This window comes from Paucibacter sp. Y2R2-4 (genome assembly GCF_025717535.1).
Classification (GTDB): Bacteria; Pseudomonadota; Gammaproteobacteria; order Burkholderiales; family Burkholderiaceae_C; genus Paucibacter_A.
This window is the reverse complement of sequence record NZ_JAJIRO010000002.1, coordinates 888,308-908,124: the sequence shown is the minus strand read 5'-3', so window position 1 is coordinate 908,124 and position 19,817 is coordinate 888,308. Positions and strand designations below refer to the sequence as shown.

Here is a 19,817-nt window from a genome sequence, read left to right as displayed (position 1 = left end):
GTAACTTTATTTCAGCGAGTGCCCGCCATGACCCGTGCCACCAAGATCGTTGCCACCCTCGGCCCAGCTTCTTCTTCACCGGAGATCTTGGAGCAGATGATCCGGTCCGGCGTCGATGTGGTGCGGCTGAACTTTTCGCACGGCAAGGCCCAAGACCATATCGACCGTGCCCGTCTGGTGCGCGAAGCGGCCAAGGCGGCCGGCAAAGAAGTGGCCATCATGGCCGATATGCAAGGTCCCAAGATCCGCGTCGGCAAGTTCGAGAACGGCAAGATCGAGCTGGTCAACGGCACCCGCTTCATCTTGGACGCCGACCGCACCGAGCTTGGCAATGAAGAAGCCGTCGGCCTCGATTACAAGGAACTGCCGCGCGATGTGAAGCCCGGCGACACCTTGCTGCTGAATGACGGCCTCTTGGTGCTGACCGTGGAAGCAGTGCGCGGCGCGGCGGTGCACACCATCGTCAAGCTGGGCGGCGAGCTGTCCAATAACAAGGGCATCAACAAGCAGGGCGGCGGCCTGACTGCCCCGGCCTTGACCTCCAAGGACATGGAAGACATCAAGACCGCGATGAGCTTCCGCTGCGAATACCTGGCGATCAGCTTCCCCAAGAACGCCACCGACATGGAAATGGCGCGCCAACTAGCCAATATGGCCGGTGAGCCCTACGGCCACAAGCCCAGCATGATCGCCAAGATCGAGCGCTCGGAAGCCATCCCTCACCTCGAAGCGATTCTGAAGGCCAGCGACGGCATCATGGTGGCGCGCGGCGACTTGGCGGTGGAAGTGGGCAATGCGGCCGTGCCGGCTCTGCAAAAGCGCATGATCAAGATGGCGCTGGCGCTGGACAAAGTGGCCATCACCGCCACGCAGATGATGGAGTCCATGATCGTCAACCCGGTGCCGACGCGCGCCGAGGTGAGCGATGTGGCTAACGCGGTACTTGATGGCACCGATGCGGTCATGCTGAGTGCCGAAACTGCGGCTGGCAAGTTCCCGGTTGAAACCATCGAGCAGATGGCCGCCATTGCGCTGGAAGCCGAGCGCGCCGAGTTCGTCACCTTGGACACCGACTTCGCCGGCCGCCAGTTTGGCCGCATTGACCAGTCCATCGCCATGGGCGCGCTGTTCACCGCCCATCACCTGGGCTGCAAGGCGATTCTGGCCTTGACCGAGTCCGGCTCCACCGCCTTGTGGATGAGCCGCCATCGCATTCAGGTGCCGATCTACGCCTTGACCACGCAAGAGGTGAGTCAGCGCAAGATGACGCTGTACCGCAATGTGCGCCCGCTCTTGATGCCCAAGTTTGAAGACCGCGACACGGCGCTGAAGGCGGCCGAGAAGATTCTGGTGGACAAGGGCGTGCTGATGCCCGGCGACACCTATGCCATCACCTGCGGCGAGCCGATGGGCTACCCCGGCGGCACCAATATGCTGAAGGTCTGCCGCGTCGGAGACTGAAGCCAAGCCAGCCCGGCTGAGTTGGCCTTGGAGTCCAAGGGCTCAGCTGGCAGCTTTGTGAAAAAGCAGGCATCTGAGGCGGCTCGCTTTTGAATCGACCGGGGTACCGGCTGCTATTCTGGGGCGACCGTTTTTCGGTAGACCCTTGATGCCAGACCCCTGTTTTCCGAGGAACGATGTGTTGCGGCTGCGGCGCCAAATGCTGCGGCAGCTGCTGCATGGGGCGGCCGCCTGCTCGGCCTTGGGGACGCTCTCGGGCCAAGTGCTAGCGCAATCTCCAGCCCAAGCTCCAAGTCGTCTGCAGGTGCCGATTGCCGTCAATGAGGCCAGCCGTCGCCCTTTTGTGAAGCACATTCTGCGTCTGATTGGCGAAGCGGCGCAGATCGAATGGCAGATCCAGCCCTTGCCCTGGGCGCGCGCCATGCTCTTGGCCGAACGCGGGCAGCTGATGGTCTTTGGCGTTTCTCGCACGCCCGCTCGCGAGCAAGTGTTGTCCTTCAGCGAGCCGGTGTTCGACAACCATGTGTGGATGGTGGTGCGGCGCGACCAAGCGATGGATTACCGCCAACTCAGCGACTTGAGCGGACGCACGCTGTGCGTCAGCCGTGGCACCAGCTATGGCCCAAGCTTCGAGGCCGCCAGGGGCAGTTTGTTCAAGGTCGAGTTGGCCAATGGCGATCTGAACGCACGGGTTCGCATGTTGATGGCGGGTCGCTGCGATGTGATGTTGAGTTCGCACCGCAGCGCTCAGCCTTGGCTGTTTGAGCGCCTGCTGCGTGAAGAGTCCGGGCACTCGGCGGCGGTCTCGGTTTTGCCCACACCTTTGCAGGTGGACCCGATTCATTTCGCCGTGGCGCGAGACCATCCTTTGGCGCAAGCCTTGCCGCGCTTGAATGCCGCCATGCGCCAGCAGGCGAAGGCGATTCAGGCCTTGGTCAACAGCGATCTTTGAGTTTTTGAGCCTGTAACTTCCAGTGCCGAAATGAAAAATGACGTGCTGACAAGAGGACAAAACGCCGATGTGCGCGCGCCACGCTGCTCGCTATAGTGACCAGCGCCTCATGTTCGAGGCGTGGTGAGTTTGAGCTCCGGGGGCTGTGCATGGGGTCATGCTTCAGGATGGTGCGTGTTTGGGGTTCGCTGGGTCCCTTGGGTTTGTTCCGCTTCTTGAGCGGGATGAATGCCCTAGCGCTGGCGCTGTGGGCCTGCGGTTTGGCGGCGCCTTTGCAGGGCCAAGCTCAGCCCGCGAGTCCGGCGCTTCAGGCGAGCGCTCCAACGCCGGCTTCTGCGCCCGTGCCGCCCGCCGCGATTCGTTGGCTCCTGCTCGACTTTGTGCCCTATCACGTGATTGATGGCCCGAACAAAGGCACTGGCTTGCGGGATATCTACCTCGGGGCCTTGGCCAAACGCATGCCTGAGTATCAGCATCAATTGGAAGTCAGCAGCACCGAGCGGATCGCTCAGTTCATGCAGGCCGGGCAGCCGGTTTGCTCGCTGTCCACGCTGAAAGTGCCCGAGCGGGAGGCCTATACCCGCTTTGGTGCTGAGCCTTATTTCATGCAGTTACCGCCGGTGCTGATCGTGCGCCGCGGCTATGCGCCGCCGGGGGGGTGGAAAAAGCGGCCGGGCGGTGAAGTGTCCTTGGTCGAGCTTTTGCGGTCTGGCGAGGTGAGGGTGGGGACATTACCCAAGCGCCGCTATGGCCAGGCCCTGGATGAGGCGCTGAAGCAAGCGCGTACGGCGCGCCCCGAGCAGGTGCTGGACTTTGGCGAATACGGCTTGTTGTCCGGCCTGCTGCACACCCTGAGCCGCAAACGCTTCGATGTGACCTTGGGCTACGCGATTGAGGTGGAGCAATTGCGCAAGCATCAAGGGGGATTGGAGGATTTCCAGTACCTGCCCTTGGCTGAATCGCCGCCCTTGATTCCGACCTACGCCGCCTGCAGCCTCACGCCCTGGGGCAAGCAGGTGATTCAGGCCATCGATCGCCTGCCCGGCATGGACGCCGAACGCAGCCGCCTTCGAGAACAATACGAGTCGATGCTGCCGCCTGAGGAGCGGCTAGTTTATCGGGCGCGCATGGCCGCGGTGGCCGCAGTGCCCTCATCGGCCAGTACCCTTGCTCCCGCAGGCGTCCTGACTCCAGCTGCGGCAACCGCGGCCGCCGCGAACGCTTCAGCCAGCAGTAGCGAAGCTCGCGCCACGCCGCGCTGAGGCCTGCAAGGCTTATCTCGCCTCAGCCGTTTTGGGCGCTTTTCACCAGCGCAGCAATGCGCGGCGTCATATGGGTGGGCATCAATTCCACCTCTTGATGGGCTCGCGCGAAGACGCGGAACAACTCGTCGGTGAAGCCGTGGCCCACGTCTTCGACGCCATCAAAATTGATCTCCGCACGGCGAAACATCGGCAACCGTGCGGCGACTCGGCGTGCCTGAGCGCGTGAATCCAGCGGCTGGCCCGGCCCGGCCAAAAGGCGTAGGGCGATGGTGGTGTGGTCAAACTCGATGCCGCTGCCGTCCAGGCTCCAGGCTTCCAGCACCTGGTCCAGCGTGCGCTTGGTGTCCAAGGAGATCGACATATAGATGGAACTGCCTTGGCGCGGCATCGGCCGGCCGGGCTGCCAGCCGCCGCTTTCCCAGGCGCGGCGCTGGAAGGCGGTGCCGTTGGCATGAATGTCAAAGACGTCGGCCAGTTGCGAGCTGAAGAACAGGCCGCGGCCGGTGTGCATCTCGGGCTGGCTGGTCAGGCGGCCCTTGCTGAGCTCCAGCATGGCGTGCTGGGCATTGGCAATGTCAAAGGCCGAGCAGATCTTGTCGAACACGCCGCAGCCGTCGTCAGACACCAGCAATTGCACATGGCTGGGCGTTTGACGCAGCGAGACGGTGACGCTGCTGCCGCCGCTGTGGTCGGCCGCGTTGTTCACCAGTTCGGTGAAACCATGCTGAACCATGCGTGCCACATGCTTGGGCAGTTCGAAATGAGGCGCAAAGTCGCGCTGCCAGGGGATGTCTTCTTGCAAACCATGCAAGCTGTAAGTGCGCGCCACCTGGCGCAGCAGTCCGGGGCCATAGACCGGGCGGCGGTCGCTGCCGCTGCGCGTCAACCAATGGGCGTCGACCAAGCGGCGCAGCGCGGCCAGGGCCGAGCGACGGCTGCAGCCGGTGCGCTCCTCCAGATGGCTGGCCAGGTCGTGCGAGTGTTCGCGCGAGGCGGCGGTGATCCAGAGGGTCAAATGGTCAAGGGCGAGACGAGTCATGCGGTGGGCTCCTGGGCTGACGAGTGTGGGCGCAAAGCTGCAAGCCCTAAACCTCGAAAAAGCCCGGCTCTCAGCCTAATTGCTCACACCCCCCTCATGCAAGCGAGGCTGCCCGGGGTTGTTGGCCACAGGGCCCCGCTAGAATCGCCGCCAGTTACAACGCGGTTACATGACCCGCCGGGCCGGTTTGGCGGTAGGCTGCGTTCGCAGGGTTTTCAAGGTTTTTAACTTCCCAAGGGACTCTCTCATGGCTCTCGTTTCCATGCGCCAACTGCTGGACCATGCCGCCGAACACGGCTACGGCATCCCAGCTTTCAACGTCAACAATCTGGAGCAAGTGCAGGCCGTGATGTCTGCCGCCGATGAAGTCGGCGCCCCGGTCATCCTGCAGGCCTCGGCCGGCGCCCGCAAATACGCTGGCGAGCCCTTCATCAAGCACCTGATCCAGGCCGCGGCCGAGATGTACCCCCACATCCCTCTGGTGATGCACCAGGACCATGGCACCAGCCCCAAGATCTGCCAGGGTGCCATCGACCTGGGCTTTGGCTCGGTGATGATGGACGGCTCGCTGATGGAAGACGGCAAGACGCCCTCGTCCTTTGAGTACAACATGGACGTGACCCGCCGCGTCGTCGAGATGGCGCACAAGGTCGGCGTCACGGTCGAGGGCGAACTGGGCTGCCTGGGCAATTTGGAAACCGGCGACGCCGGCGAGGAAGACGGCATTGGCGCCGTCGGCAAGCTGGACCACAGCCAGATGCTGACCGACCCGGAAGAAGCCGCCACCTTCGTCAAGGCCACCCAGCTGGATGCGCTGGCGATTGCCATCGGCACCAGCCACGGCGCTTACAAGTTCAGCCGCAAGCCCACGGGTGACATCCTGGCCATCAGCCGGGTCAAGGAAATCCACGCCCGCATCCCCAACACTCACTTGGTGATGCACGGTTCGTCGAGCGTGCCGCAAGAGTTGCTGGCCATCATCAACCAGTACGGCGGCCAGATGAAGGAAACCTTCGGCGTGCCGATCGAAGAGATCCAAGAAGCCATCAAACATGGCGTTCGCAAGATCAATATCGATACCGACATCCGCCTGGCCATGACCGGCGCGGTGCGCAAGTTCTTGTTTGAGAACCCCGACAAGTTCGACGCCCGCGAATGGCTCAAGCCCGCCCGCGAAGCCGCCAAGGCCGTGTGCAAACAGCGTTACATGGAGTTCGGCTGCGAAGGCCAAGCCGGCAAGATCCAGCCGCGCACCTTGGTCGATATCGCTGCCGCCTACGCCCGTGGCGAGCTGAATCAGCTGGTCAAGTAAGCCAAACGATCTGAGCTTTTCTCAGCCCACCCTGCGCGAGCCGGGTGGGCTTTTTCATGGGCGGCTTTGCGCCCCGATCAGCCGTTTGGACTAGGCGCTAGCTGCGATGTTTGGTCGGGCCGACTGGGTGCTCTACTCCGTTCATGTCCTCCGTCCCGAGCGAAGCTCGGGCCTCCCCCTTTACTTCACTTCGCAGAACACCCAGCCGACCCTCTGCGGCTGAAGGGCTCTTGCGGGAAGCGCGAACGCCAAGGGCGTCGGGTGTGCGGTGAAGTGAGGTAAAGGGGGCGGCCGCAGGCCGGAGGACACGAACGGCAGCGCACACCCGATGGCCTTGGTCAATGAAAACCATAGCCCCGCTCCGAGCACTGCGCTAAGGCCCAGCTTGATGCGGCTTACAGCAGACTCGGCTGATGGGAAATTTGAGGCCCAAGGAACACCCTGTCGAAGCACCGAGGGGTGACTCGAAACTAAATCGCCGGCCTGCGGCGCGCGCCATCACGCAGTGCCCAAATGACCCCGGCCAAGAGCAGGGCAATGCCGGCAATCGTCAGCAGCGACGGCCATTGCCCGCGCAGCATGAAGGCATAGGCTAAGGCTGCCAGCGATTCGAAGACGATCAGCTGCCCGACCAAAGAGGTGGGTAGCCTTTGGCTGGCCTCGTTCCAGCACAGCGTACCCAGCCAGGAAGAAAACAGGCCCACCGCCAGCATCAGCCCGATGTAGTCGAGCGCGCGAGGGCCGAGCGGCAGCTGAAAGCCGGCGCCCAGCAAGGGCCAGCCCAATGCTTGGCTCAAATGCAGCATGCCAAGCCCAAGCAAAGCAACCGGCAAAGTCATCAGCCCCTGGGCGGTAGCCCAGACGCGCGGGCTGGCTTGGGGGTGGGCCTGCAGCCAATCGGCATTGCGAATCGGATACCAGGTCCAGCAAGCCACCGCGCCCAAGGCCAGCAGAGCGCCGAGTCCATAACTGCGCAGCGCGGCGGATCCACCGTTCGCTTGCAGCAGTAGCCGCAGCTCATCTTGATTGACGCAGCCGATGCCCAGGGCAATCAGTCCCAAGGACGGCAGCAGCTTGGGCCAGGGCAGGGGCTGGTGGCTGCGCAGATTGGCGCAAATGGCGATTACCACCGGCAGCGTTCCGATGATGACCGTAGGCAGCGGCGCTCCGGCCATCTGGATGGCGCTGGACAAGAGCAGGTAGTACAAGAAATTGCCCACCAGGCTCAGACTCAAGGCCTGCAACCAGTCGCCTCGGCTCAAGCGGCGCAGCGCGCGCTTGTCCATCCAGCCCAGTGGCAGCGCGATCAGGCCGAAAGCCAGATAGCGGCCTATGGTCAGCATCAGCGGTGGATAGTCGGCCAGCATCAAAGGCGCGACAAAAACCAAACCCCACATCAGGCCGGCGGCGAGTGCAAAAACAATTCCAGTCCACATGACTGCAGTGTCGCCGCTCTCGCCGCAGCAATGGCTCAGCCCTTGTTCAGGCCAGCAACTGGCGAAGTAGCAGGGCCGCCAAGCCCAGCATGGTCAAGCCGATCAACACATCCAAGACCTGCCAGGCGCGCGGCTTGGCGAACACCGGGGCCAACCAGCGCGCGCCAAAGCCCAAGCCGGCAAACCACAGCACACTGCCGCTGGCCGCCCCGATTACAAAAGCCAGCTTGGCCGTGCCCACATGCTGGGCGCCAATCGAGCCGACGAGCAAGACCGTGTCCAGGTAGACATGCGGGTTGAGCAAGGTGAAGCCCGCCAGTTGCAGCAGCACTTGCCTCCGGCTCTGTTGGGCCGAGTCCTGGCCCGGCTGCAAGGAGCCGGACTGCGCGGCGCGGCGCAGCGCCTGCAGTCCGTAGATCGCCAGGAAGGCCGCGCCACCGGCCGTCAGGCCTTGGGCCAGCCAGCGGCGCTCGCCAATCAGGGCGGCAAGGCCGTAGACGCCGGCGGCCATCAAGACGGCGTCGGCCATTGCACAGCAGAGCACGATCAGCAGGACATGTTCGCGCCGCAAGCCTTGGCGCAAGACAAAGGCGTTTTGGGCGCCGATGGCCATGATCAAGCTCAGGCCCAGGCTCAGGCCGTGCAGATAGCTGGGGGCTTCGTTCAAGAGGGAGAAGGCATCTTTCATGGGGGCGAAGCATGCCGCAGGCCTGCGTTGGCGGCCAGTTAGACTTGCTTCAGCGAATGAAGCAGGGCTGATGTGGCCTCCACTTTTCTTTCTGACTGAGCGCCCCTCCGATGCTCGATTACTCCCTTCTGGCGGCCTTGGCCGCAGTGGTGCGCGAGCGCAGTTTCGAGCGTGCGGCGCGAGCCTTGCATATTTCGCCCTCGGCGGTTTCTCAGCGCATCAAGCTGCTGGAGCAACGCCTGGGGCAGGTTTTGGTGGTGCGCGGCCCACCCTGCGAGGCCACCGAAGCGGGCCGCTATTTGTGTCGCCATGTCGAGCAGGTCGGCATGTTGGAGCAAGAGCTGTTGGCCCAGATGCCGGCTCTGGCGCCAGATGGCCTGGGTCGCACCACCTTGCGTCTGGCCGTCAATGCTGACAGTTTGGCGACCTGGTTGGTGCCCGCGCTTGCCGCCTTTGCCGAGTCTGAATCGGCTTTGCTGGATTTGAGCCTGGAAGACCAAGCCCATACCGCCGAGCGCTTGCGCAAGGGCGAAGTCCTGGCGGCAGTGACCGATCTGGCCGAGCCAGTGCAGGGCTGCCGCAGCCTGCCTTTGGGCGCGATGCGCTATCTCGCCACCGCCAGCCCCGCTTTTATCAACCGTTACTTCAAGGACGGTGTGACGCTGGAGGCCTTGGCCGCCGCGCCTTGCCTTTGCTTCAATCGCCAAGACCGTTTGCAAGCACTTTGGGTCGAGTCGCAATGGGGCGCAGCGCCCGCCATGCCGACGCATTGGCTGCCGTCCAGCCAGGCTTTTGTTGACGCCGCCTGCGCGGGTCTGGGCTGGGGCATGAATCCGGCCGCAGCGGTGGCCCCGGCGCTGGCGGATGGGCGCTTGCGAGTGTTGCGACCGAACGCCGAACTGCGTTTGCCGCTGTATTGGCAAACCCCTCGCTTGGCGCTGCCGATGTTGGATCGGCTGACGCAAGCGGTCTTGCACGCAGCAGGCCTTGGCCTCGAGGCTTAGGTCAGAGCCCTAAGCCTGGCGCGGCTATGCGCGGCAGACGATATGCCGGGTATATTTCGCGTTATCTGTGGACCCGCGCATAAGGAGTTCCAGGGAGGCTTGACGACGATGCTGCTGGAATTTCTTCGTGGAATGCGCTGCTGGTGCCGCTGGGCCTTTGCGCTAGCCTTGGGCGCCTGTTTGGGGCCGATCTGCCAGGCCGCGCCAACGATGCCGCAAGCGCAGTGGCAAGCGTTGATGCAGCGCTCCTACACCGAGGCCAGCGAGCAATTGCAGCGCGAGCAAGCGCTGGCAGCGGACGAAGCCGGCCGGCAGCAGGTCTTGCGGCGCCGCCTGGCGCTCAACACTTTGTATGAGCGCTACGACCAGATCAAAGGACTGCTGTCGGAGGCGAATAGCGCTGGCGCGACCCTTTCCTCGCCCTTGAAGATTGAGCTGGCCATGGCTCAGGCGCGCATGCAAATTGCCGACGGACGCATCGCCTCTGCGGCCAAGCTGTTAACACCTTTGTTGAAGGAGTTGCCCGGCCTGCAAGACACCGAGCTGAGTTTTCAGCTGCGGCTGGCTCAGGCGCAATTGGACACTGAGCTCAGTTTGTTCGATCAGGCCACCGCCTCGCTGACACAGTTGTTGGAGGAGCTTCGCCGCGCGGGTCGGCCTGACCTAGCGGCTCAGGCGTGGTTGGCACTGGCCGATGTGCAATACCAGTTGCGCGACTACCAGCAGGGCTTGAACTATTTCGAAGCCGCGCTGCATCAGGCGCCGGATTGGGCGTCGCAACTCAAGGCGATGGCGCGCATGGGCATGGCGCAAATGCGCAATATGGTGGGGCCGCGCAGCCAGGCTTTTGAGGAGCTGGACCAGGCCTTGGTGGCGTTTCGAGCCGGCCGCAATCTCAGGGGCGAGGCCGATGCCTTGGTGCTGCAGAGCTTCTTTCTGTCGCGCGATGGGCAGAAGGAGAACGCTGTGGCCCCTGTCCGCGAGGCCTTGGCTTTGCGAGAACGTTTGAAGAGCCAGCGGGACGTGATCAATGGCTTGACGCATTTGTGTGGATGCTTGCGCGAAGTCGGCTTGTTGGACGAAGCCTTGACCGCCTGCCAGCGAGCGGCGGAAATGGCAGACGACAGAGACAGTTCAGTCCTGCAATGGGATGCACACGGGGAGTTGGCCAATGTGTATGAAGCGCGGGGTAACTATTCCAAAGCCTTGGCGCACATGCAGAGGTCTGAGCGTGCGTTGCTGAGAAATTCAGCCGTGAGCTTGAGCAATCAAACCGCCGCCCTCCGCGAGCGTTTTGAGAGCGAGCGTCTGCAAGAGCACCTGCGGTACGAGCAACGTGAACAAGAGCGATTGACGTGGGCCTTGTCGATCAGCTCCTTGCTGGCGGCTCTTTTGCTGGCCGCCACCGTGGCTTTGGCTCGCCTGTATTGGGTGACGCGTCGGCTGGCGCAAGTGGATGGCTTGACCGGGCTCATGAATCGGCGTCGCTTGACCGAGCGTTGCGAGCAAGAGGTCGAGCGAGCGCATCGCCACGGCCTGGCTTTGTCAGTGTTGAGCTTCGATCTGGACCACTTCAAGGTCATCAATGACGAGCTCGGCCATGCGGCGGGTGACCGGGTGCTCAAGCAATTGGGGCAGCTGTGTCACAGCACCTTGCGCCAGGGGGATTTGGCCGGACGCATGGGCGGGGAGGAGTTCGTGCTGGTCTTGCCGCATACCAACCACGCGGCGGCGCTCCATCTGGCCGAGCGCTTGCGGCACCTGTTCGAAACCCAGTTGCATGCCGCACCCGGCCGACCGGTGACCGCCAGCTTTGGTCTGGTGGTTTTGCAGCCCGATTGGTCCATGACGCAGTTGCTGCGCGAAGCCGATCTGGCCTTGTATGCGGCCAAGCACAAGGGGCGCAATCGCGTCGAGGCGGCCTGCCCTTCTGCGCAGGGCGAACTTGCAAGGCCAATCCCCCAAAGCGTTTGATTCAGGGCGAACAGGAAATCGCTTGACCCTCACGCAAGGGGAGGGTTCATCATGCCGACCTCGACATGAAAACAGAGTGAATCTTTGCCATGGAATACACCGTCGGTGATCTGGCCAAACGTTGCGGGCTGACCGTGCGGGCCTTGCACCATTACGAGAAACTGGAGCTGCTGCGCCCCTCGGGCCGCAGCGAGTCCGGCTACCGGCTCTACAACGAGGCCGATGTCTTGCGCCTGCATCGCTTGTTGGCTTACCGCCATTCGGGTCTGGCCTTGAAAGACATTGGCCCACTGCTGGATGCCGAGAACCCGCCTTTGCTGGAAGTCTTGCAAAGCCATATTGCGCAGGTGCAGTCGCAGCTGCGTCGCCAGCAGCGCTTGTTGGCCGCGCTGCAACGGGTGGCGGACCGGGCTGCGCAGAACGAAGACAGCTTGACCGAGGATCTGCTGGTCACCATGAGCTTGATGCGCAGCTACGAAAAGTACTTCAACGAGGACGATCTACAGCGCTTGGACGGCCGGCGCGCTGAGCTGGGCGATGCGCAAGTGCGCGCCAGCGAGGAGGAGTGGCCGGCCTTGATCCAAGCCGTGCGCCTGGAGATGGAGCGCGGCACGGACCCGAAGTCCGCGCGGGTCCAAACGCTGGCGGCACGCTGGCAGGCGCTGCTGGCGCAGTTCACCGGGGATGACAGCCAGGTCAAAGCCAAGTTTCAAACCATGTGGGCCAATGAGCCCGGCTTGCAGCGCGACACCGGCGTGACGCCGGATTTGATCGGCTTCCTGCGCGCATCTCTGACGGGTGGCAACGCTTCACACAATACGACGCCTTCTTCCCATGACTGAATCCATGACTCAGGCTGCAGCTCCGGCAGCCGAGCTTAAAAAACGCTTGTTTGCTAACGCCAATTTCCGTTGGTTGGTGGGCGGCGGCGCGCTGTCGATGCTGGGCGATCAGTTCACCCTGATCGCTTTGCCCTGGTTGGTCTTGAAGCTGACGGGGGATCCGCTCAGCCTTGGCCTGGTTCTGGCCATCGTCGGGCTACCTCGCGCGATCTTTATTCTGGTCGGCGGCGCCATCGTCGATCGCTATTCGCCCAAACGGGTCTTGTTCGCGACCAAGCTGCTCAATGGCGGACTGATCGGCGCGCTGGCGCTGTTGGTCTGGAGTGGCTCGGTTGAGCTGTGGATGGTTTATGCGCTGTCGCTGGCAATCGGCCTGGTGACGGCCTTCAGCTATCCGGCCGGCAGCGCCATCCTCCCGCGCACCGTGCCGGCCGAGATGCTGCAGCCCGCCAACGGCGCGCTGATGGGCTTGCGCCAGCTGTCGGTCTTGATCGGCCCGCTGATGGCCGGCTTGTTGATCGCCTCCTTTGGGGATGCCCCGGCCGTGTCACAGCCGCATTTGGAGCGTACCCAGGGTTTAGGTCTGGCGTTCGCCTTCGATGCAGCGAGCTTCTTCATCTCCGCCTGGACGCTGAGCCGAGTGCAGTTGAGTGCATCCGGTGAGCAGGGAACGACGCATGCGGCGGCCCAGTCGGTGCTGGACGCTGTGCGCGAAGCGATGGCGACGATGTGGCGCGATGTCGAGTTGCGCAGCCTTTGCCTTTACTTTGCGGCCATCGGCTTCTTTGTCGGTGGGCCCATTCAGGTAGCCTTGCCGGTGTTGGCCAACAGCCAGTTGCCAGATGGCGCCGCCTCGCTGGGCTTCTTGCTGGGTGGCCATGGCGTGGGCGCTTTGCTGGGCATGGCCGTGGCCGGCCTGCGGCCGAACTGGCGACTCAAGACTTTGGGTCTGACGGTGCTGGCCATCGACGCTGTGGCCGGTTTGGTTTTTCTGCCCTTTGGTCAGATCTCGGCCACTTGGCAGGGTGTGGCATTGCTGGCACCGCTCGGCGCTCTAGGCGGCTTTGTGCAGGTAGCGGTCTTCACCTGGATGCAGCAGCGTGTGCCGCCGGCCATGTTGGGGCGGGCCATGAGCGTCTTCATGTTCATCTTCATGGGCTTGGCGCCGCTGGCCGCCGCTGCGGCGGGTGCCGCACTGCGGGTGCTGACGCCGGCCGGACTCTTCATGAGCAGCGGCATTGCGCTGCTCATGATCGTGGCGCTGGGGCTCAGCTTGACGCCAATCCGCCGCATCCGTGACCGCAGCGCCGCCGCGGCCTGAGCCCGACGCGCCCAGCCGACCTCAGATCAACCAGTGATTGCTTTGTTGATGGTCTTGGTGCTGCTTGAGCTGCTCCATGCTGTAGCTGCTCAGCCAGCCTTCCGTGGCCGGTGAGCGACTGTGGCTCAGCTGTGGATCGGCATGGGTGGCCACATTCGGCTCTGACAAAAGCGGGCCGGCAGGGGCTTGCAGTAAATCACTCAAGAGCGGCGTAGATGAGGAATGGGCCGCGCTGCTACTGGAGGTTTGGCCGAACCACACATCGGCAAGCTCGTGGCTCTTGCCGTCGCTGGTTTTGTAGGCGCCTTCCAGACCGATCAAATTGCCGTTTTGGATCTTGTCTTGCGCGGTCGCGTGCAGGTCCAGCTCCACCACATCGAGCTCTTTCAGGCTGAGCAATTTACCGGCGGCGCCGTGGCCGCTGTCGACCCAGACCTTCAGATGTTGGAACTCGGCATCGGCGGCATTGATCTTGCCGTCGTGATTGCTGTCTAACTGGGCCAAGGCCTGGAAGCCGTTGTCGGCCAGATGTCCATCGGCCAAGCGGGTGGCGGTGCCGAAGAGCTCGGCGCCGCTGTCGATCTGCCCGTTGCCATTGCGGTCCAGCGCCAAGAGGCCGCTGCCTTGATCCACCCAACCCACCTGTGTGGCGTGACCGGTGGCATTGATGTCAAAGCTGACGCCATGCGCGGCGTCCACCGTCTGCACACCAATGCCGCTGAGATCCAGTACGAGCGGTGATGCCGCACTGAGGGCGGCCAACTGGGCTGGCGTCATCGCCTCGCGCTGCAAGCCTGTGAAGGCGGCCACATGGGTCATGTCCATGCTGGAGAGCGTCTCGGTACTCATGGCCGCAATCTGTGCCTGGGTGAGGGCCGCGACATTGGTCAGTGGCAAGGCGTTCAATTGCTGGGGCGATAAGGTCCCCACCTCCTCCGGACCCAGGGCGGCGATCTGCTTGGTGGAGAAGAGGGCCAGTTCCTGGGCGCCAATGGCGTGCACCTGATCCACGCTCAGCGTGGCGACCTGCGCGGGCGTCATCGCTTGCAGATGTTGCGCCTCCAGGGCCGTGATGTGGCTAGGGCTGAGGGAGCGAACTTCGGCCGGCGTTAGCGCTGCAAACTGGGCCGAACTCAGTCCCGCCACTTGATCGGGCCTGAAGTCGTCAAACTGGCTGGGTACCATCGCATGCAGGGCCGCAGTGCTGAGGCCTGGCATCTGTTCGGGGCTTAGCGCCGCCAACTGATCTGGCTTGAGGCTGAGCACTTGCAAGACGCTGAGTCCGCTGAGTTGCTCGACGCTCAGTGCCACAATCGCGGCGCTGCCCAGATTGCTGAGGTGAAAGGCCGAGATCGAGCCCAGCTGAGTCGCGCTCATGCTGCCCAGTTGCTCCGGGCTGAGGGCCTGCAATTGGTCCAGATTGAGCGCGGCCACGGCGGGCACGCTCAGGGCCACCACCTGTTGCGGCAGCAAGGCGCCCACCTGGCTCAGGCTCAGGGCCTGCACCTGGGCGGCGCTCAGCTGCGATATCTGCACCAGATTCATCGCTTGCAAGGCCGCGCTAGAAAGGGCACGAATCTGGCTGCTGTCCAGTTCGGCCAGTTGCTCGGCCCCCAAGGCGGCCACTTGCGCCGGACGCAGGGCGCCAAAGTGAACCGCGCCCAGCGCATGCAGGGCATTCGGGGTCAGGCCGGCCATGCTGTCCGGGCTGATCGCCTGCAGCTGCGCATCGCTGAGCTGCAGGACCTGGCTGCTGCTCAGCGCGTGCACCTGAGCGGGGCTCAGGCCTTGCATGGTGGCGCTGTCCAGAATCTGCAGTTCCTTGGCATTCAGGACGCCAATCTGTGCGGTACTCAGGGCCAGCGTCTGATTGCTGCTGAACACGCTGAACTGCGCGCTGCTGAGGTTTTGCAGCGCCGCGACGGACAGCGCGGCCATCTGCGTTGCGCTGAGGCTCGCCAACTCGGCGGTGCCCAGGCCGAGCGCCTGGATGGAGGTGAGGGCGCCGAGTTGCTCATTGCTGAGCTCAGGCCGGGCGATGGAGGTCAGCTGGGCAATCGCTGCGCTGCCCAGCGTGGCGAATGCCGTGGGGCTGATGGCAGCCAGGTCATGCGCAGCGACAACGGCGAGCTGATCGCTGTTCAGCGCGGCGATGGTGGCGGGCGCCATCGCGCTGATCTGCCGGCTGCTCAAGGCATCGAGCTGGGCGGTGTTCAGGGCCTGCACCTCGGCCACTGTCAGGGCCTGCATCTGGCCGGTGCTTAAGCCCGCCAGCTGCGCCGAGGTCAACACGCCGATGGCGCCGGTGTTGATGGCGGCAATCGCGCCAGCGCTGAGCGCACCGAGCTGGCTGCTGTTCAAGGCCAACAAGTCTGCGCTGCTGAAGGCGGCTACTTGGCTGGCGCTCAGCCCTGCGACTTGGGCGCTGCCCAGCCAAGCCAATTGCTCGGTCAGTGCGGGGAACACATTAGCGCTCAAGGCGCCGATCTGGTTGCTGCTGAAGGCCTGGAACTGCGTGCTGCTGAACTCTTGCAGCTGCTGGCTGTCGAGCTTTTGCAATGCAGCGCCTGAAAGGGCTCGGATCTGCGCCGAGTCAAACGCATGCACTTGGTTGATGTTCAGGCCAGCGAGTGCACTGCCGCTGAGTGCTTGAACGGCCGAGGTGTTCAGGGCCTGGACCTGATCGGTGCTCAGGCTCTGCATTTGCTGGGTGCTCAGGCCGGCCAGCGCGCTGCTGTTCAAGGCCTTCATTTCCCCTTGGCTGAGCGCTGCAAGCTGGCTGCTGCTGAGGGCTTGTAGCTGGCGTGAGCCCATGCTGGCCCATTGCGTGTCACTGAAAGCGGCAAGACCTTGCGTGCCGAGGCTGCGCATTTCAGCGTTGTTCAAGGCGAGCAACTGAGCGGATCCAAACGCATGCAGCGCGTCGGCAGTCAAGCTGCTGAACTGGGCGCTGTTGAGAGCTCCAAGGGCCACACTACTGAGCGCCGCAGCTTGCGCGCTGCCGAGCAAACCCCAGTTGGAGGCACTCATCGCGTGCGCCGCTTGAGTGCTCAAGACCGCCCATTGCTCAGCCTTGATGGCGCTGACCTGGGCAGGCAGCAGGGCGGCGGCCGCGCTGCTGGGCAAGGCCGCAAAAGCCGCCACGTTGATGGCGGCCACTTGGACGGGCGTGAACTGCGCGAACTGTTGCGTGGTCAAGCTGGACAACTGGCTGCTTAGCAAGCCATTGACCTGCTGGGTACTCAACGACGCCAGATTGCTATCGCTGAGTGCGTGCAACTGCGTCGCACTCAGACCCGCCAACTGGCTGGGGCTGAAGGCCGACAGCTGTGTGGTGCTCAATCCGGCCACCGTCGCCACGGACAAGCCGCTCAGCGCTGCAGGGCTCAAAGCGCTCAGCTGGTCCTTGTTGAAGGCTTGCAGCTGGCTGGCCGTCATCGCCTGCAACTGCTTGGCACTCAGTGCGACCAGCTGTTCGCTTTCCAAGCCTTGTAGCGCTTGGCTGCCGAGCTTGGCCCACTGGCTGGCGCTCAGCGCGGCCAGTTCGGCGCTGGTGAACTGTTGCAATTGGCTGCCGTCCAGCGTGGCCACTTGGGCCAGGCTGAGCGCGCTGATGTGGCTGGTCCCTAGGGCGGCCCATTGGTCGGCGTTTAAGGCGTGTAGCTGGGAGGAGGTCCAGCCGCTCATGGCGATATTGGGCAGGGTCGCGAGCTGCTCTGGGCTCAAGGTCTGAATTTGCGCCACGCTCATCGCGCCACCCGCGGCGGCACTCAAGGCATGCAAGGCGGCCTGGGGCAGCGCCGCCAGTTGGGTGGGGCTGAGTGCCTGGATTTGTTTTGCGCCCAAGCCTGCTGCCTGGGCCGCGCTGATGCCGGCCAGTTGGTCGATGCTGAGGGCCGCCATGGTGGCATCGGGCAGGGCCCGCAGCTGGCTGGCGCCGAGCGCACCAATCTGGGCGCCGCTGAGGGCGGCCATATCGGCGCTGCTCAAAGCGGCCAACTGGGTGTTGCTGAGGGCCGAGAAGGCTTGCGGCGCAATAAAACGGAACTGGTCGGGGCTGAGTATGCCGATCTGGTGGGCACTCATACCGGCCAACTGTCGTGCGCTAAGTGCGCCCAGCTGGTCGGCATTCAGCGCATCCAGCGCTTGATCGTTGAGGCGGCTGATCTGTTGGCTGCTCAGTGCGGCCACCTGGGTTGCGCTAAGGGCATCGATCTGGCTTGCGCCCAAGGCGGCGATTTGAGCACTGCCCAAGGCGGCGATTTGGCTGGTGCTGAGTCCGGCCAACTGCGCTGGTGTGAGGCCGCCCACCGCCGCGCTACTCAGCGCGTTCAGGGCGGCTGGAGAGAGCGCACGCAGATGATCGTTGTCTAGCGCTGCGATCTGTGCCGTTGAAAGCGCAGCAGCCGTGGTGGCGCCCAGACCGGCTAAAGCCGAGGTGCTCAGCGCGGCCATTTGCTCGGGGCTCAGGTGGCGAATCTGGCTGATGGTCAATCCCGCCAGCTGCGCCGAGCTCAGCTCGCCCACTTGATCCAAGCCCAGCTTGTCGAGCAGTCCGTCCCCCAGGGCTCGCAGGCTATTGGCATTCAAGGCTTGCATCTGGCTGCTGCTGAGCGCGGCGAAATCGTCGGCATTGAAGCCGGCCACCTGGGCGCTACTCAGGCCGCGCAAGGCACTCAAGCTGAGCGCAGCCACCTCGTCCGCGCTGAGCAGGCTGAACTGTGCACTGTTCAATCCGAGCAGTTGTTTGCTGCTCAAGCCGGCGAACTGCTCGGCCGTGAAACCTTCGATCGCAGCACTGCTCAAACGTCCAAACTGAGCGGAACTCAGCGACTGCAGCTGCTTTACCGAGAAGCTGTCAATCGATGCTGCGTTCATGCCCTGCAGCTGCGCAGTACTGAGTGCGCTCACTTGGGTGCCAGACAGCCCGTCCAACTGATCGGCGCTCAACGCATTCAGCTGACTCAGCTGGAAGGCCCGCAGCGACTGGGTGCTGAAGGCGCCGAGCTGATCGGAGCTGAGCGCGCCCAGCTGCAAGGTGGTCAGCACGGATGCACCCAGCGTGGCCAAGCCACGCAGCGCGCTGGTGCTGAGCGCACCGATTTGTTCCGGGCTCAGCTGCTGCAGCTGATGGGTGCTCATGGCATTGAGCTGGCTGGACGTCAGTGAGCCCAGGTCGCCCACCTCCAATCCACCCAAGGCTCTGTCAGACAAGCCGCGTATCGCTTGGCTGCTTAGCGAGGCCAATTGCTCCGGCGTCAGTGCCGTTGCCTGGCCTGCGTCCAATCCTTGTAGCTGGCTGCTGCTCAAGGCATGCAGGGCCGCGGTGCTGAGGGCTTGGAATTGATCGGTGCTGAAGGATGCCAGCGTGTCGGAGCTCAGGCCGCTGAGCTGGCGCGAGCCCAGCAGCGAGACTTGGCTCTCATCAAAGTTGGCCAGACGACCGGTGCCCAAGGCATTGAGCTGTTGGCCGCTGAGACCGCGCAGCTGCGCGCTGCCCAGACCTTGCAGTTCGAGATCCGAGAAGGTGTTGAGCTGTGTGCTGCTGAGCGCGGCGACCTGTTGACTGACCAGGCCTTGTACCTGCTCCAGCCCCAGGCTTTGCACCTGGCTGCTGCTCATGGCGACGATCTGCGCCGTGCTCACGGCATGCAGCTGATCGATGCTGAGCGCGGCCACGTTTTCGGTGCTCAGGGCCGCCACTTGTTGGGTGCGCAGCACCTGAATTTGGGAGCTGGCCAGGGCCTGCACGGTTTCGAGCTTGAGCTCGTTGATCTGCGTCGTTGCCATCGCCGTCAGCGCGCTGCTGCTGAGGGCCTGCACCTGCGGGGTGCTTAAGGCTTGCAGCCAAGTGGGCTGCAGGGCCGGCGCTTGGTTGGACGTCAGTGCCCGGAAGGCGCTAGTGTCGAGCGCGGCTATTTGGTCGGCCTGCAGCGCGCTTAGCAGCTTGACCGGCCACAGCGAGATCGCATGCGCATTCATGCCGTGCAGCGAATCGTCGTTCAGGTTCGTCAGCTGGCTAGTGCTGATGGTGTTCCAAGCCGTGACTGACATTGCGCTGAGCTGCGCGGCCGTCAATGCGGCCATTTGCTCGCCGCTGAAGGCCAGCCAGTCCGTGCTGCCAAAAGCGGCGATGGTGGCCGTGCTCAATGCGGCAATCTGGCTGGTTGACAAGGACGGGATGGAAGACATCTGAAACTCCGATTTGAAAAATCCGCTCAAGTTTTGGATTTCTCGTTCGAAGAATGTACGAAGCCTGTCGTTGTGCCGGTCTGTGAAATAAGGCCGCCCTTTGGTTCAACTGTGGCGCGAATTCGGGCGAACGCTTGAACTGAGTGGGGGTTTAGTTGCTTATCTGGGCTTTGTTGCGCTTGCCGCGGGGTAGTGCGGTTCAGATGACCGGCAGCGAAGCTGCATACCCCTCACCCAAAGATGCCGATCACAGGCTGCCGAAAAACGGCAATTGAAAAAGCAGCCAAAAAAAAGCAGCCTGAAACCACTTGGGCTTCAAGGCTGCCAACAA

General features: G+C 63.4%; 12 protein-coding genes. 8 read left to right on the top strand and 4 right to left on the bottom strand.

The annotated features are described in order from the left end of the window. Positions 1-27 precede the first annotated feature (27 nt). The 3 genes from pyk to LNV06_RS10870 all read left to right on the top strand — a co-directional run bounded on the left by pyk (position 28) and on the right by LNV06_RS10870 (position 3,675). Positions 28-1,461: a pyruvate kinase gene (pyk, locus tag LNV06_RS10880; RefSeq protein ID WP_263538263.1), complete on the top strand. Its 1,434-nt coding sequence runs from the start codon at positions 28-30 to the stop codon at positions 1,459-1,461. 199 nt (positions 1,462-1,660) lie between these two features. Further along, entirely contained in the window at positions 1,661-2,413 is a 753-nt protein-coding gene (locus LNV06_RS10875; RefSeq protein WP_263538262.1) for a substrate-binding periplasmic protein, read from the top strand. A gap of 224 nt (positions 2,414-2,637) precedes the next feature. Further along, the gene (locus tag LNV06_RS10870) at positions 2,638-3,675 is read left to right on the top strand and encodes a TIGR02285 family protein (RefSeq protein ID WP_263538261.1); all 1,038 of its coding nucleotides are present in this window, start codon (positions 2,638-2,640) and stop codon (positions 3,673-3,675) included. Between the two features lie 22 nt (positions 3,676-3,697). On the opposite strand, the gene LNV06_RS10865 is transcribed toward LNV06_RS10870, so the two are convergent. Further along, positions 3,698-4,717 carry an ATP-binding protein gene (locus LNV06_RS10865; RefSeq protein WP_263538260.1) on the bottom strand — a complete coding sequence of 340 codons (1,020 nt, stop codon included), beginning with the start codon at positions 4,715-4,717 and terminating at the stop codon, positions 3,698-3,700. 247 nt (positions 4,718-4,964) lie between these two features. Between LNV06_RS10865 and fba the strand changes: the two genes are divergently transcribed. Then, positions 4,965-6,029 (top strand): class II fructose-bisphosphate aldolase, encoded by a 1,065-nt coding sequence (gene fba / locus LNV06_RS10860; RefSeq protein ID WP_263538259.1) that lies wholly within the window; start codon positions 4,965-4,967, stop codon positions 6,027-6,029. A gap of 470 nt (positions 6,030-6,499) precedes the next feature. Here fba and LNV06_RS10855 read toward each other — a convergent pair whose 3' ends face one another. Together LNV06_RS10855 and LNV06_RS10850 are read right to left on the bottom strand one after the other, a co-directional pair. After that, the gene (locus tag LNV06_RS10855) at positions 6,500-7,465 is read right to left on the bottom strand and encodes a DMT family transporter (RefSeq protein ID WP_263538258.1); all 966 of its coding nucleotides are present in this window, start codon (positions 7,463-7,465) and stop codon (positions 6,500-6,502) included. Positions 7,466-7,511: 46 nt separating this feature from the next. Next, positions 7,512-8,153 (bottom strand): LysE/ArgO family amino acid transporter, encoded by a 642-nt coding sequence (locus tag LNV06_RS10850; protein ID WP_263538257.1) that lies wholly within the window; start codon positions 8,151-8,153, stop codon positions 7,512-7,514. 110 nt (positions 8,154-8,263) lie between these two features. Between LNV06_RS10850 and LNV06_RS10845 the strand changes: the two genes are divergently transcribed. The 4 genes from LNV06_RS10845 to LNV06_RS10830 all read left to right on the top strand — a co-directional run bounded on the left by LNV06_RS10845 (position 8,264) and on the right by LNV06_RS10830 (position 13,294). After that, on the top strand, positions 8,264-9,157 hold the full coding sequence (locus LNV06_RS10845; RefSeq protein WP_263538256.1) for a LysR family transcriptional regulator ArgP: 894 nt from the start codon (positions 8,264-8,266) through the stop codon (positions 9,155-9,157). A gap of 108 nt (positions 9,158-9,265) precedes the next feature. After that, a complete protein-coding gene (locus LNV06_RS10840; protein WP_263538356.1) occupies positions 9,266-11,131 on the top strand; it encodes a GGDEF domain-containing protein in 1,866 nt (621 codons plus the stop codon). Between the two features lie 89 nt (positions 11,132-11,220). Then, on the top strand, positions 11,221-11,973 hold the full coding sequence (locus LNV06_RS10835) for a MerR family transcriptional regulator (RefSeq protein WP_263538255.1): 753 nt from the start codon (positions 11,221-11,223) through the stop codon (positions 11,971-11,973). After that, the gene (locus tag LNV06_RS10830; protein WP_263538254.1) at positions 11,966-13,294 is read left to right on the top strand and encodes an MFS transporter; all 1,329 of its coding nucleotides are present in this window, start codon (positions 11,966-11,968) and stop codon (positions 13,292-13,294) included. Before LNV06_RS10835 ends, LNV06_RS10830 begins: the two co-directional genes overlap by 8 nt. Positions 13,295-13,315: 21 nt before the next feature. Here LNV06_RS10830 and LNV06_RS10825 read toward each other — a convergent pair whose 3' ends face one another. Continuing rightward, entirely contained in the window at positions 13,316-19,486 is a 6,171-nt protein-coding gene (locus LNV06_RS10825; protein ID WP_263538253.1) for an SPM autocatalytic domain-containing protein, read from the bottom strand. Positions 19,487-19,817 lie beyond the last annotated feature (331 nt).

Excerpts from the sequence above, each read along its gene's own strand:
- pyk (WP_263538263.1), top strand. The coding sequence starts at position 28 with ATGACCCGTGCCACCAAGATCGTTGCCACCCTCGGCCCAGCTTCTTCT.
- LNV06_RS10875 (WP_263538262.1), top strand. The coding sequence starts at position 1,661 with ATGCTGCGGCAGCTGCTGCATGGGGCGGCCGCCTGCTCGGCCTTGGGG.
- LNV06_RS10870 (WP_263538261.1), top strand. The coding sequence starts at position 2,638 with ATGAATGCCCTAGCGCTGGCGCTGTGGGCCTGCGGTTTGGCGGCGCCT.
- LNV06_RS10865 (WP_263538260.1), bottom strand. The coding sequence starts at position 4,717 with ATGACTCGTCTCGCCCTTGACCATTTGACCCTCTGGATCACCGCCGCC.
- fba (WP_263538259.1), top strand. The coding sequence starts at position 4,965 with ATGGCTCTCGTTTCCATGCGCCAACTGCTGGACCATGCCGCCGAACAC.
- LNV06_RS10855 (WP_263538258.1), bottom strand. The coding sequence starts at position 7,465 with ATGTGGACTGGAATTGTTTTTGCACTCGCCGCCGGCCTGATGTGGGGT.
- LNV06_RS10850 (WP_263538257.1), bottom strand. The coding sequence starts at position 8,153 with ATGAAAGATGCCTTCTCCCTCTTGAACGAAGCCCCCAGCTATCTGCAC.
- LNV06_RS10845 (WP_263538256.1), top strand. The coding sequence starts at position 8,264 with ATGCTCGATTACTCCCTTCTGGCGGCCTTGGCCGCAGTGGTGCGCGAG.
- LNV06_RS10840 (WP_263538356.1), top strand. The coding sequence starts at position 9,266 with ATGCTGCTGGAATTTCTTCGTGGAATGCGCTGCTGGTGCCGCTGGGCC.
- LNV06_RS10835 (WP_263538255.1), top strand. The coding sequence starts at position 11,221 with ATGGAATACACCGTCGGTGATCTGGCCAAACGTTGCGGGCTGACCGTG.
- LNV06_RS10830 (WP_263538254.1), top strand. The coding sequence starts at position 11,966 with ATGACTGAATCCATGACTCAGGCTGCAGCTCCGGCAGCCGAGCTTAAA.
- LNV06_RS10825 (WP_263538253.1), bottom strand. The coding sequence starts at position 19,486 with ATGTCTTCCATCCCGTCCTTGTCAACCAGCCAGATTGCCGCATTGAGC.